Origin of the sequence: Kluyvera intermedia (genome assembly GCF_034424175.1) — a bacterium.
Lineage (GTDB): Bacteria > Pseudomonadota > Gammaproteobacteria > Enterobacterales > Enterobacteriaceae > Kluyvera > Kluyvera intermedia.
The window spans coordinates 2,193,475-2,207,379 of sequence record NZ_CP139986.1 but is presented as its reverse complement, the minus strand read 5'-3'; the positions used below and the strand labels follow the sequence as shown (position 1 = coordinate 2,207,379).

Annotated in this window: 8 protein-coding genes; 2 read left to right on the top strand and 6 right to left on the bottom strand. The window is 56.6% G+C overall.

Annotated elements, in window-relative coordinates:
• Positions 1-154 precede the first annotated feature (154 nt).
• Complete coding sequence (gene narX / locus U0026_RS10700) at positions 155-1,954, top strand: nitrate/nitrite two-component system sensor histidine kinase NarX (RefSeq protein ID WP_062778766.1); 1,800 nt, start codon at positions 155-157, stop codon at positions 1,952-1,954.
• Entirely contained in the window at positions 1,947-2,597 is a 651-nt protein-coding gene (narL, locus tag U0026_RS10695; protein ID WP_062778765.1) for a two-component system response regulator NarL, read from the top strand. Before narX ends, narL begins: the two co-directional genes overlap by 8 nt.
• Positions 2,598-2,638: 41 nt before the next feature.
• Here narL and U0026_RS10690 read toward each other — a convergent pair whose 3' ends face one another.
• The 6 genes from U0026_RS10690 to U0026_RS10665 all read right to left on the bottom strand — a co-directional run bounded on the left by U0026_RS10690 (position 2,639) and on the right by U0026_RS10665 (position 13,760).
• Positions 2,639-4,039: a YchO/YchP family invasin gene (locus U0026_RS10690; RefSeq protein WP_062778763.1), complete on the bottom strand. Its 1,401-nt coding sequence runs from the start codon at positions 4,037-4,039 to the stop codon at positions 2,639-2,641.
• A 109-nt stretch (positions 4,040-4,148) separates the two neighbouring features.
• Positions 4,149-6,755: a nitrate reductase gene (locus U0026_RS10685; RefSeq protein ID WP_062778761.1), complete on the bottom strand. Its 2,607-nt coding sequence runs from the start codon at positions 6,753-6,755 to the stop codon at positions 4,149-4,151.
• Complete coding sequence (gene nirB, locus U0026_RS10680) at positions 6,752-10,816, bottom strand: nitrite reductase large subunit NirB (RefSeq protein ID WP_073971222.1); 4,065 nt, start codon at positions 10,814-10,816, stop codon at positions 6,752-6,754. Before nirB ends, U0026_RS10685 begins: the two co-directional genes overlap by 4 nt.
• 11 nt (positions 10,817-10,827) lie before the next feature.
• Positions 10,828-11,616, bottom strand: a complete 789-nt coding sequence (locus tag U0026_RS10675) for an ABC transporter ATP-binding protein (protein WP_062778759.1) — start codon at positions 11,614-11,616, stop codon at positions 10,828-10,830.
• A 10-nt stretch (positions 11,617-11,626) separates the two neighbouring features.
• Positions 11,627-12,502, bottom strand: coding sequence for a nitrate ABC transporter permease (gene ntrB, locus U0026_RS10670; protein ID WP_062778757.1), 876 nt, complete (start codon positions 12,500-12,502; stop codon positions 11,627-11,629).
• 1 nt (position 12,503) lies between these two features.
• Positions 12,504-13,760: a CmpA/NrtA family ABC transporter substrate-binding protein gene (locus U0026_RS10665; RefSeq protein ID WP_062778755.1), complete on the bottom strand. Its 1,257-nt coding sequence runs from the start codon at positions 13,758-13,760 to the stop codon at positions 12,504-12,506.
• Positions 13,761-13,905: the final 145 nt, after the last annotated feature.

Here is a 13,905-nt window from a genome sequence, read left to right as displayed (position 1 = left end):
CACGTGGCTGTTACGATGCTACCCCTCTACTCCCTACCACTTTACTATTATGGAAATAAAGGAGCAACCCTTTAGGGGTATGGGTATACTCCAGACGATAGCCGAAAATAACGCCACTCACCGGAGAGTCCTCCGCCAGGAGCCACATCGAATAATGTTTAGACGTTTTTTTACACCACTGACGCTGGTGAATCAACTGGCGCTGATCGTACTACTGTCTACCCTCATCGGGGTGGCAAGTATGATGATTTCTGCACGCCTGATTAACGGTGTCCAGGGGAGCGCGCACGCCATTAACCAGGCAGGTTCACTGCGAATGCAAAGCTACCGTTTGCTGGCGGCCATTCCGGTGAAAGAAAGCGACCAACCGTTGTTTGATGAAATGCAGGAAACCGTCTTCAGCCCCGAATTGCAACTTGCTGCTGAACGCGACGGACAGGTTAAGCAGCTCGCCTCGTTGCAACAGTATTGGCTGACGCATCTGGCCCCCGACATTCACAACGCGCAGAATCAGAATGCCGTCGTCAATGATCTTACCGGTTTTGTTAGCCGCATTAATCAGCTTGTGACCGTTTTCGATCACACAACGGAAGAACGTATCTCTCATGTTGTGTGGATGCACAGGCTGATGGCCGTGTTCATGGCACTGCTGTTTATCTTCACCGTATTCTGGCTACGCACCCGTCTGCTGCACCCCTGGCGACAACTGCTGAGAATGGCGGAAGCCATTAGTCATCGTGATTTCACCTACCGGGCGCAAATCAGCGGCCGTAACGAAATGGCGACGCTGGGTATGGCACTGAACAATATGTCTGCCGAATTAGCGGAAAGCTACGCTTCGCTTGAGCGTCGGGTGCAGGAAAAAACCGCCGGATTAGAGCAAAAAAATGCCATCCTCTCCTTCTTGTGGCAAGCCAACCGTCGCCTGCATTCCAGCGCACCATTGTGTGAGCGCATCTCCCCGGTACTAAATGGACTGCAAGAACTTACCCCACTGCGTGAAATTGAAGTACGGGTGTACGACATCGAAGATGAAGATAATCATCAGGAATTTAGCTGCCATTCCGGTTGGGAATGCGATGATAAGGGCTGCTATCTTTGCCCGCGCGATATCGATATGAGCGCGCCAGACGGCGTAACCCTGAAATGGCGCCTGACCGATCCGCGTAACCAATATGGCATTCTGCTCGCGACGCTGCCGCTGGGTCGGGAGTTAAGCCATGACCAGCAACAATTGGTCGACACGCTGCTCGAACAGCTCACCTCAACGCTGGCGCTAGACAAACAGCTAGAGCGTCAGCAGCAGCTTATCGTGATGGAGGAACGCGCCACCATTGCCCGCGAGCTACACGACTCCATAGCTCAGTCGCTGTCATGCATGAAGATGCAGGTCAGTTGCTTGCAGATGATGCAAAATGAGCACTCTTCAGCGGAAAGCCGCGAACTGTTGGGTCAGGTACGTAATGAATTAAACACTTCGTGGGCGCAACTGCGTGAGCTTCTCACCACGTTCCGCCTGCGGTTGACCGAATCCGGGCTGCGTCCGGCACTGGAGTCAAGCTGTCAGGAATACAGCAGCCACTTTGGCTTCCCGGTTCAACTGGATTATCAGTTGCCGCCACGCCATGTACCCTCGCATCAGGCGATTCATGTCCTGCAAATTGCCCGGGAAGCGTTAAGCAATGCCTTAAAACATTCCCAGGCAACCGAAGTGAAGGTGAGCGTGACCCAACAGGGTAGCCAGGTAAAAATGGTGGTGGCGGATAACGGTTGTGGCGTACCGCAGCATGCTGAACGCAGCAACCACTATGGTCTTATTATTATGCGTGACCGCGCGCAGAGCCTGCGTGGCGATTGCCAGGTTCGACGCCGTGAAGTCGGCGGTACTGAAGTCGTGGTTACGTTTGTCCCCGAAAAATCGCTTTCAACTCCCCAAGGAGAAATCCATGAGTAATCAGGAACGGGCTACTATCCTGCTAATTGACGATCATCCTATGCTACGCACTGGCGTCAAACAGCTGGTTAGCATGGCATCGGATATTCAGGTCGTGGGCGAAGCCAGCAACGGTGAGCAAGGTATTGAGCTAGCAGAATCGCTCGATCCCGACCTGATCCTGCTTGACCTCAATATGCCCGGTATGAACGGCCTGGAAACGCTGGACAAACTGCGTGAAAAATCCCTCTCCGGGCGCGTGGTGGTCTTTAGCGTTTCTAATCATGAAGAAGATGTGGTCACGGCGCTTAAGCGCGGGGCTGACGGCTATCTGTTAAAGGATATGGAGCCAGAAGATCTGCTGAAAGCACTGCAACAAGCCGCAGCCGGTGAAATGGTACTGAGTGAGGCATTAACGCCGGTTCTGGCCGCCAGTCTACGTGCTAACCGTGCGACCTCCGACCGTGATATCAATCAGTTAACGCCGCGTGAGCGCGATATTCTGAAACTGATTGCGCAAGGTCTGCCGAACAAAATGATCGCTCGCCGTCTCGACATCACTGAAAGCACGGTGAAAGTTCACGTTAAACACATGCTTAAGAAAATGAAGCTGAAATCCCGCGTCGAAGCGGCGGTATGGGTACATCAGGATCGTATTTTCTGATAGACCAAACTTAATTGTCGTGACAGGGCCGTCGCGCACAATTAAGGCGTAAGATCTGACCATCCATATTGGTTTGGCGCGAAGCTGACGACCGGCTCGGTCAGCGCCAGAGTTATCTCATTCGAAGTGGCGCGCTGCCCTTTCTTATCTTCAACAATGACCGACAAATGCCACATATTGCTGGCCCCTTCACTGTAATCCCAGGCAGGCATGATGATGCTCCAGCCTTCCGTCATGTCGTTAGATGACGGTGGTGTCAGGCTCAATGCCGTCGTATCCCCCTGCCAGTTAATCGATTTCACCCCGTGCTCATCGCGCACCTGGATTTTCAACTCAACCGTTTCATTGCTGGTCAAATCCCACGGTGGCGTCGCCAGATAAACCGTCAGGTTTTTACGTTGTCGCTTCTCCATCACCGGCAGATTATTACGCTCCGGCGCATCATAACGGCTACCGCGTAAAGTGCGCGTCCTGGCCACTTCATCGGCCGCGAGCTGTTTCTTCAACGGTACCCCAAAACGGTAGTTAACCTTCATCCCAAGGTTATTCTGGTTTACCCCGCTCTCGCCCTGCTTATGCTGAGCGCTAAAAGTCAGCAACGGCACCGGGGTGTAATTGAGACCCAGCGATACCGCCACCGGGTTATGGTAGCCAGTACCGCTGCGGAACAGATCGACACTCTCACCGAAATACTGCTCAACGCTCAGGCTGGTGTTGATATGGTCATAGGCTGGGATCCAGGCCTGCGCAGTAATATCGTAACCGCGCGCCATCCGCTGTTGTAGAGTGGTGCCGGTGTTTTTCCAGTCGTGAAGCGGCTGATAGTAATTCGCAGAAAAACGTAAGTTCTCGCCCCAGGCTTCCGCACCGAGTCCGCCACGATTGAGATTGTCGGTCAGCAAGCTGTCATAAAACGTGTTATATCCCAATAACCAATGCCCGGCGACCCAGCGCTGTCCAACCCCCAGATTCCCCACCAGACCTTCGTCTTGCTGGGTAACCCCCAACTGACTCCAGGTGAGGTAATCCGTGTTGTCCTCTAGGGGGATAAACCAGCTACCGTGGCTACCGGTGAATTTACCTTCACCGTCCACCAGGAACTGGATATTGGTATTGCCCCACGGAGAAAACCAGCTATCAAGCTGCCTGTTCATTTGCCCGTTCAGCCGATCCTGGAGTTGCGTCAGGGCAAACAACCGCGCCTGCTCACCGGTATCAAGGCCATTATCGGTCATGCTGGCTTCACCGAACGACTTCACCATCTCAGCAAAGTGTTTTTCCGAATCATGACTTTCCGGTGCAATGTCGAGATCCGGTAAGTTATCGAAAGGATGCTCCGCCTCTTCGATTAACGACGACTGCGCGCGCGCACTGCCGCCAACCAGTATGATCAGCACCACATAAAATCGGTAAAAATTCGAAGACACCACCTGCGACCTCATAGCCAACGAAAACAAGAAGGTCGGAAATTGCCGCCCCAGAATGACTAGTCTAACGTCTTTAGGCACAGGCTTCAGCCATCCGGGGCGATTTCAGGAATAGACTGATAGGTTATAAAATCATCGCCTTACGTTCAGCACACCCCAGCAGCGCTTTCAGTTCAGGAAGGCAAGAGCCGCAGTTGGTGCCGCATTTCAACATCCGCCCGAGTTCGTCTGTGGTAGAACAGCCTTGTTTTTCAATGGCTTCAGTGATGTTTTTTTCACCAACGCTGTAACAGCTACAAACAATTTTCCCCACCGATGGCCGCGTGAGGTCCTGACCGCCCAGCAACGCATGGCGATCTGCCAGCGTTTGCGGTGATTGGGCAAATGCGCGCAAAATCAGCCCGCTATCGATGTCAGGCAGGCTGCGAGCGCTCCAGAATCCCAGCATCAGCCGCCCGTTATCCCACGCCAGCAAGTGCCATGTTTCTCCAAGACTGGCAACCTGAATCTGCCAGCTGCCGCGTTGACATACGGCCAGCAGTTCAGCCTGAATAGTACCGTCACCAGCCAGCGTAAGATGGTGTAAACCCGGCGCTGCTTTACGCCACCAGTGCAAATGACGCGGCAATTCAACCGGTGCGCGGGAAAAAAATTCGCCTTGCCACTGCGGTTGCCAGGGGGCAATGCGCACCGCCGTCTGCTTACTTTCGGGTTGACCGGAATGAGGATCCACCACCGGCGCGACCAGACTGTTAATTTTACCCTGGCGGGCGAAGCAGTCATTCCAGTGCATCGGGGTAAACAACGAGCCAGGACGCTGGGATCCCGTCACCACGACGCGCGCCACCATCACACCTCGCGGCGAGCTAATGCGAGCAAGGCCACCGTTCTCGACGCCAAAATGCGCGGCATCCTGCGGCGCAATCTCAACCATTGGCTGGTCGATGTGCTGCATCAGACGCGGTACGCTGCCGGTACGTGTCATGGTATGCCACTGATCGCGAATACGTCCGCTGTTCAACACCAACGGATAGAGCGGCTGGCGACGCGCCTGCATAACCTCAGGCGTTATCGGCACCATGCGCAACTGCCCTTCCGCACGCCAGCCACGCTGAAGGTCCAGCGCGCTACCGCTACGGCTCACCGGCCATCGAATCGGCTCTAGCACGTCCCACTGCTCGCGGCTGAGATCGGCGAGCCCGCTGATATCGAACGCTCGCTGTCCCTCGTTCTCAAAACCGGAGAGCGCCGCATGTTCACTAAAGACTTCGTGCGGATGCTGCCAGGCGAATGCGTGTGCAAACCCGAGCTCTTTTGCGACCTGCGCGATAATCCACCAGTCGGCGCGAGCCTCACCGGGGGGTGGTAAAAATGGCCGCTGGCGTGAAATCCGCCGTTCAGAGTTGGTGACCGTCCCGCTCTTCTCACCCCAACTCAGTGCGGGAAAGCGGATGTGCGCATAGCGAGAGGTTTCGGTATCCGCCGCCACTTCCGAGATAATCACCAGCGGACAAGCTGCCAGCGCCTGGCTGACCGCATGACTGTCCGGCAACGACACCGCCGGGTTAGTCCCCATAATCCACACCGCCTTCACCTCACCGCGCCCGATAGCGGCAAACAGATCCACCGCCATCAACCCCGGCGTTTGCGCCAGCCGTTCAGTTCCCCAAAAACGGGCGACGCGTGCGAGATCTGCAGGTTCGAAATTCATATGCGCCGCCAACATGGTCGCCAGTCCACCGACCTCACGCCCACCCATCGCATTTGGCTGTCCGGTCAGCGAAAACGGCCCGCAGCCGGTACGGGCAAATTTGCCGCAGGCCAAGTGGACGTTGATAATGGCGTTGCATTTATCGCTGCCGCTGGAAGATTGGTTAATTCCCATGGTGTAGAGGGTGATGGCGCGCGGCGCGGCGATAAAGTCATCATAAAACGCCTGAACATCTGCCTGTTGAAGACCGCAAAAATCAGCAACCTTCGCCACAGACCAGTCAGCCGCCATGGCGAATGCGGCGGACGCATCAGCATAATCCACCACCGCTTCACCCGTCTGGTGAATCACATGCAATAGCCCGACAAACAGTCCCGCGTCGGTACCGGGAGCTATGGCTAAATGCGCATCAGCAATATCGCAAGTGGCAGTCTGTCTTGGATCAATTACCACCACCTTCATCTGCGGGTTATTCTGCTTTGCCTGCACCAGCCGCTGATACAACACCGGGTGCGCCCACGCCGCATTCGATCCCACCAGCACGACCAGATCGCTGGACTCCACATCTTCATAGCAACACGGCACTACGTCGGCACCCAGCGCTCGCTTATAGCCCGTTACCGCTGACGACATACATAGCCGCGAGTTGGTATCGATATTACCCGCGCCGATAAAGCCTTTCATCAGCTTATTGGCGGCGTAATAATCCTCGGTGAGCAGTTGGCCAGAAGCGTAAATGGCCACGGCCTGCGGGCCATGTTCAGCAATAATGGTTTGCAGACGTTCGCCTGCTGCCGTCAGCGCCTGCGTCCAACTGACTTGCTCGCCATCAAGCTGTGGCGATAACAGCCGCTCTTCCAGCCCGGTGGTTTGCGCAAGCGACGCCCCCTTCACGCACAATCGGCCAAAATTTGCCGGATGCTGTTCATCGCCTTGCACGCTGACCACGCCATCCTCAACACGCGCCAGCACCCCGCAGCCCACGCCGCAATAAGGACAGGTCGTTTTTGTTTCGCTCATGAGGCCTCCGCGCGCATCACCAGCGCCTGGTTACCCACCCATACCTTGCCGTCTTCAATTTTCACCGGCCACGCTCGCACCACCTGCTCGCCGTTTTCACACGAACGCCCATCGCGTAGGCGAATGCGCTGTTTATACAGCGGAGAAATCACCATCGGTTCGCCGCTCGCATCGCCCAGCAACCCGCGCGACAGCACGTTGGCCTGGCTGCCCGGCTCCTGATTATCCAGCGCATACACTTTGTCATTAAGACGGAACAACGCAATTTGCATCTCGCCAAGACGCGCGCCAATTCCGGCCTGCGGTGGGATCTCATCAAGCGAGCAGACCGCCTGCCACGGCTTGCGGCTGCCCGTTAGCATCGGCAGTTCTGTCACCGCCGCCAGCTGCGATTGACCGCGCACCGACTGGCGAACCAGCGCTTCATCCGGCGTATCGCTGTTTACAAATGAGCGGAACAGCGCCAGCCGCTGCGGTTCGTTAAGGGTGGTTTGCCATTCGCACTGGTAGCTGTCGATAACCCGCGCCATCTCCTGTTCCAACTCCTCACCAATACCCAGTGAATCGTCAAGAATGACGCTTCTCAGATAGTCGATCCCCCCTTCCAGATTGTCCATCCAGGTGCTGGTGCGCTGGAGGCGGTCTGCGGTACGGATGTAAAACATCAGGAAACGGTCGACGGTACGCAGCAGTGTGGCATCGTCCAGGTCGCTGGCGAACAGATCGGCATGACGCGGTTTCATCCCACCGTTACCGCAAAGATACAGATTCCAGCCCTTATCGGTGGCAATCACCCCAACGTCCTTGCCCTGCGCTTCCGCACATTCACGGGTACAGCCTGACACCGCCATTTTGATTTTATGCGGTGCGCGCAGCCCTTTGTAACGATGCTCCAGCGTCACCGCCAGCCCGGTAGAGTCCTGCACGCCGTAGCGACACCAGGTCGAACCGACGCAGGATTTCACCGTACGCAGCGATTTCCCATAGGCATGACCGGTTTCAAAGCCCGCAGCCAGCAGCTCACGCCAAATTTCCGGTAACTGCTCGAGCCTTGCGCCAAACAGGTCGATACGCTGGCCGCCGGTAATTTTGCTGTACAGATCGTAGCGTTTGGCGATGTGACCGATAGCAATCAGTCCGTCCGGTGTCACTTCACCGGCTGGCATACGCGGCACAATCGAATAGCTCCCATCTTTCTGGATATTGGCAAAGTAGCGATCGTTGGTGTCCTGTAGCGGAAGATGCGCAGGCTTTAGCAGATATTCATTCCAGCAGGAAGCCAGCACCGAACCAACCAGCGGTTTACAGATTTCGCAGCCGTCGCCCTGCCCGTGACGGGCAATCAACTGCTCGAAAGTGTGGATGCGATTAACGCGTACCAGGTGATAAATTTCCTGACGCGAATAGGCGAAGTGTTCACAGATATCTTTTTTCACCTCCACGCCCTGTTGTTCTAACTGATACTCCATCACCTGTTTGACCAGTGCACTACAACCACCGCAGCCGGTCGCCGCTTTGGTGCAGCTCTTAATGGCACCGATACTGGTCGCCCCACCGCTGACCGCCTGGCAAATATCGCCCTTGCTAACGTTGTGGCATGAGCAAATTTGCGCGCTATCCGGTAGCGCCGCCACGCCGAGCGCTTTTGGCGCGCTGCCTTCCATTGCAGGCAAGATCAGCGATTCCGGGCGCGAAGGCAGGGCCATGTCGTTGAGCATCATCTGCAACAGCGTGGCGTAATCGCTGGCATCTCCCACCAATACGCCGCCGAGCAGCTTTTTACCGTCAGCGCTGACCACGATTTTTTTATAGACCTGTTCCGGCCCGTGGATCCACTGATAGCTCTGACTGCCCGGGGTGCGGCCCTGCGCATCGCCAAACGAAGCAACATCCACGCCCAGAAGTTTGAGTTTGGTGCTCATGTCCGCACCGCTAAATTCACTCGCTTCTCCTGCCAGCGCGGCTGCCGTGACGCGTGCCATCTGGTAGCCCGGCGCTACCAGACCGTAAATTTTGTTATCCCACAGCGCGCATTCACCGATAGCGTAGATATCGTTTGCCGAGGTACGACACTGGTTATCAATGACAATCCCGCCGCGTTCGCCAAGACCAATGCCGCTAGTGCGTGCCAGTGCATCCTGCGGGCGGATTCCGGCGGAGAAGACCACCATATCAGTCATCAAATTGCTACCGTCGGCAAAATTCAGCATCAACCCATGTTCCACTGGCGTAATAGCGGTAGTGGCTTTACTGGTGTGGACGCTGACGCCCAGTTCGCTGATTTTCTCGCGCAGCATCGCCGCGCCGCCGTTATCCAGTTGCACCGCCATCAGGTTTGGGGCGAACTCGACCACGTGCGTTTCCAGCCCTAGCTGACGCAGCGCATTGGCCGCTTCCAGCCCGAGCAGGCCGCCGCCAATCACCACGCCGCGCGTCGCCGTTTTCGCCCTCGCCGCAATAGCATCGAGATCATCGAGCGTACGGTAAACAAAGCAGCCAGGTAAATCGTTGCCGGGGATCGGTGGGACAAACGGGTAAGAACCGGTCGCCAGCACCAGTTTATCCCAATGCAGTTCGTGACCTCTGGCATCCCGAATCAGGTGCGCATCGGTGTCAATCTCTGTCACCGACTGCGACAAACGCAGTTCAATGCCGTGGTCAGCGAAAAAATCCCCTTCCACCAGCGACAGTGACTCTGCACTACGCCCGCCAAAATATTCGGATAAATGTACGCGGTCGTAAGCGGCATAACGCTCTTCGCCAAAGACCACTATCTGGTAACGCTGATGCAAATTACGGCTGACACACTGCTCAAGAAAATGGTGGCCGACCATGCCGTGCCCGACCACCGCTAAGGTTAATTTCGTCATTGTTTGCGTTCCTGCAGCCGACGGCTGCGACATGAAGGGGTCGAAGATCCAACCCGCAAGCGCGGGCTGCTTGGTGTGCAGTAAATCGGTGAAGCGTGCGGCGCTGGTACAGTCGCCAAGCAGCAGCACGCCGATGAGTTGACCGTCCCTGACCAGCAGGCGACGATAGTGCCCGGTCTGCGGGTCAATGGAGCACCATTGCTGATCCTGGGGTTCGGCCTGAACCAGACCTGCGCTGAACAGATCAATTCCGGTGACCTTCAGGCGCGTACCGCTGTCCTGCCAGTCAAAATCTGCGCCCGGCTTTCCAATGAGCCTTGCGGCCAGGACGTCAGCCTGTTGCATACAGGGCGCAACCAGACCAAAGGTTTGTCCGTCGATTTCACAACATTCGCCAATCGCGCTGACGCCAGAGATTGCGGTGGCAAGCTGGCGGTCGACCACGATACCGCGCTGGCAGGCAATGCCTGAACGCTGGGCTAAGGCAATATTCGGCCGCACGCCGGTCGCCATCACCACCCGGCTAGCGACAATTTTTCGCCCGTCGCTCAATACCACAGCGTCAGGCGTGATTCGGGCAATGCCGGCGTTGAGTTCGCAGTGAATGCCGCGTTCTGCCAACCGTTGCGCCAGAAGCGCTCCTGCCTGTTCGTCCAGTTGTTGCTCCATCAGACGATCGCTGCGATGAACTAACGTGACGTTGTCACCTCTATGACATAATGCCGCCGCCGCTTCCACGCCCAGCACGCCGCCGCCAATCACCACCGCATCACCGGGAAGCGCCAGGATAGCCTCTACGTCCTTCACAGTGCGAAAGGCAAAAACATGCGGCAGACTGATACCCGGCAGCGGGGGTAAAAAGGCCGAGGAACCACAAGTAAACACCAGTTCATCCCATGCTAGGTCGCGGTGGGTCGTTGTGACCTGGCGGGCCACGGTATCCACCGACAACGCAGTTTCGCCGCAACATAATTCGATACCGTGGTCGGTGTACCACTGCGCCGGTTGCAGCAGCGTCTGGCTAAAATTCTTCTCACCGCTCAGCACTGGAGAGAGCTGAATGCGGTTATAGGCCGGATGCGGCTCATCGCCGATAATGGTTATCGCAAATGCTCCAGGCGCGGCAGCAACGAGCGTTTGTGCCAGTCGGGTTGCCGCCATCCCATTGCCGATCATTACCAGTTTCCGCATTCGCCTACCCCTTACGCCGCTTTCGGCTGTTTTTCATAGAGGAAGTGGAGGATCTGCTGACGCAGATGGTGATAACGGCTGTCATCCGCCAGTTGCACCCGATTGCGCGGGCGCGGCAAATTCACCTCCAGAATCTCACCGACGGTGGCCGCCGGGCCGTTGGTCATCATCATCACCCGGTCAGAGAGCAGCACCGCCTCATCCACGTCGTGGGTAATCAGCACAATGGTGGTGTTCAGCGCTTGCTGAATCTTCATCACCGAGTCCTGTAAATGGGCGCGGGTCAAGGCATCCAGCGCGCCGAACGGTTCATCCATCAGCAGAACTTTGGGTTTCATCGCCAGCGCGCGGGCAATGCCAACACGCTGTTTCATGCCGCCGGAGATTTCACCCGGACGTTTGTGCATGGCATGGCCCATCTGCACGCGATCAAGGTTGTGCTCAATCCACTCACGCCGTTCAGCTTTACTCATGGTGCGGCGGAACACGTGGTCCACCGCCAGCGCGACGTTGTCAAAGCAGGTTAGCCACGGCAGCAACGAGTGGTTCTGAAACACCACCGCGCGTTCCGGGCCGGGGCCAGCGATTTCGCGGTTGTCACAGATAAGCCCGCCTTCGGTCGGCAGCGTGATCCCAGCAATCAGGTTCAGCAGCGTGGATTTACCGCAGCCGGAGTGACCTATCAGGCTGACGGTTTCCCCTTCGTGAATGTCAAAGGAGACGTTTTGCAGCGCCAGAAACTCGCCGCTGGCGGTATGAAAACGCTGGCTCACAGCCTGTACTTGAATTAAGGGTCTCATGATTTTCTCCTCACTTTTCTTGCCAGCTAAAACGACGCGCAATCAACATCAATCCCTGCTCCAGCAGCAGACCCACCACGCCGATAATGACAATGGCGATGAGGATGTTTTCGACGTTCAGGTTGTTCCACTCATTCCAGATCCAAAAACCAATACCCAGCCCGCCGGTGAGCATTTCCGCCGCCACAATCACCAGCCAGGCGATGCCAATAGACAACCTCACACCGGTGAGCACCGCGGGCAGGACCGCCGGGAAGAGAATTTTGCGCATCACCGTCCATTCGGAGAGTTGTAAAACGCGCGCCACGTTAAGGTAGTCCTGCGGAATGCGGCGCACGCCTTCGGCGGTGTTAATCACCATCGGCCAGATAGAACAGATAAATATGGTCCAGCTTGAAGCCGGTTCCGCTTTCTGGAACAACAGCAGGCCAATCGGCAACCAGGCCAGCGGGCTGACCGGGCGCAGCAGCGCAATCAACGGGGTAAACATGCGTGAAGCAAAAGTAAAACGTCCGATCAGGAAACCCAGCGGGATCCCCGCCAGCGCAGCCAGGCCGAAGCCCACCGCCACGCGCTGCAACGAGGCCAGTACGTTCCAGCCGACACCAACATCATTCGGGCCATTGTTGTAGAACGGGTCAGAAAACAACGTCAGCGCAGAATCCAGCGTACTAAGTGGTGTCGGGAAACCTTTGCTGTTGACTGCCGCCAGTTGCCACACCAGTACCAGCAAGCCCAGACCTAACAGTGCCGGGATGGTACGCTCAGCCAAATCACGCAGGTGGCGTCTGAACGCAGGCAGTTGTCGGCGCACCTGTACTGGTGGTAGCGTAATCACTTCCCCTGCGGGTGCAGGCTTATCGACCGTTTTTGTGTTGGTATTCATCTCATGCCCCCAGGCGATTAATAGCGAAACTCCGGGCGTATCCAGCGGGATCGCTCCCGTTCCAGATAGAGCCATCCATCAATTTGCTGCTGCGTAAGGTTTGCGTCGGGACATTTATCCCACCCACCGCCTGAGCGGCCTCTTTCCACACATCAATGCGGTTAATACGTTGGGCGATGGCCAGATAGTCGGGATCGTTTTTCAGTAGCCCCCAGCGGCGGAATTGGGTCAGGAACCACATGCCATCCGACAACCATGGGAAGCTCACTTCGCCCTGGTCGAAGAAGCGAATCGGATGCGTATCCTGCCACTGGCGACCCATGCCGTTGTCATAAGCCCCGAGCATGCGACCGGTCAGATACTGTTCTTTGGTATTTAGCCAGCCGCGCTGAGCAAGGATTCTGGCGGTTTCGCGTTTGTTATCGTCGGAAGCATCAATCCAGCGCGCGGCGTCCATCAGCGCTGCCACCAGAGCACGGCTGGTATTAGGGTTTTGCTGAACCCAGTCGCGGCGGGTACCGAGAACTTTCTCCGGGTGCTCCGGCCAGATCTCCTGGCTGGTCGCGGCGGTAAAACCAATGCGGTCATTGATGGCGCGGGCATTCCACGGCTCACCGACACAGAAGCCGACCATGTTGCCAATGCGCATGTTCATCACCATTTGCGGCGGCGGCACCACCACTGTGCGTACATCGTTAAACGGATGGATACCGCCGCTCGCCAGCCAGTAATAGAGCCACATGGCGTGGGTACCGGTTGGGAAGGTATGCGCGAAGGTGTAGGCACCCGGTTCGCTGTTACCCACCAGCGTCTTTAAACCACCAAGGTCAGTGACACCTTTCTCCTGCAAATCGGCGGATAAGGTGATCCCCTGCCCGTTACGGTTCAGGGTGAGCAGGTTTGCCATCGCTTGCGGTTTACCGGCAATGCCCAGTTCCAGCCCGTAAAGCAGACCATAAAGAATATGCGCGGCATCCAGTTCACCGTTGACCAGCTTGTCGCGTACCGCCGCCCAGCTGGCCTCTTTACTCGGCACCAACGTGATACCGTACTTTTTATCGAACCCTTTAAGCGAGGCGATAGCCAGCGGCGCGCAGTCGGTCAGCGGGATAAAGCCCACGTTGACTGTCTGAAGCTCCGGCTTATCCGAACCTGCCGCCCATGCCGATTGCATGATGCCCGGCAGCAACATCGCGCCACCCAGCGCCGCTCCCGCCTGTAATAATCGTCGCCGTGATAGTGAAAACGTCTCGCCCATGACTCACTCCCGAATGCAAAAAAAAAGCGCCCGGCAATGCTTACGCATTGCAGGACGCCTTTATCCTCGTGGTCTGCACGCCGCCATTGGCGCACAACCGACTGTTTGTAGAGATAATGCAATTCAGATGCCAGGTATGAAATCG

Bases quoted from the DNA above. Each gene is read 5' to 3' on its own strand.
- U0026_RS10690 (WP_062778763.1), bottom strand. From the start codon at position 4,039: ATGAGGTCGCAGGTGGTGTCTTCGAATTTTTACCGATTTTATGTGGTG.
- U0026_RS10665 (WP_062778755.1), bottom strand. From the start codon at position 13,760: ATGGGCGAGACGTTTTCACTATCACGGCGACGATTATTACAGGCGGGA.
- U0026_RS10675 (WP_062778759.1), bottom strand. From the start codon at position 11,616: ATGAGACCCTTAATTCAAGTACAGGCTGTGAGCCAGCGTTTTCATACC.
- ntrB (WP_062778757.1), bottom strand. From the start codon at position 12,502: ATGAATACCAACACAAAAACGGTCGATAAGCCTGCACCCGCAGGGGAA.
- U0026_RS10685 (WP_062778761.1), bottom strand. From the start codon at position 6,755: ATGAGCGAAACAAAAACGACCTGTCCTTATTGCGGCGTGGGCTGCGGG.
- nirB (WP_073971222.1), bottom strand. From the start codon at position 10,816: ATGCGGAAACTGGTAATGATCGGCAATGGGATGGCGGCAACCCGACTG.
- narL (WP_062778765.1), top strand. From the start codon at position 1,947: ATGAGTAATCAGGAACGGGCTACTATCCTGCTAATTGACGATCATCCT.
- narX (WP_062778766.1), top strand. From the start codon at position 155: ATGTTTAGACGTTTTTTTACACCACTGACGCTGGTGAATCAACTGGCG.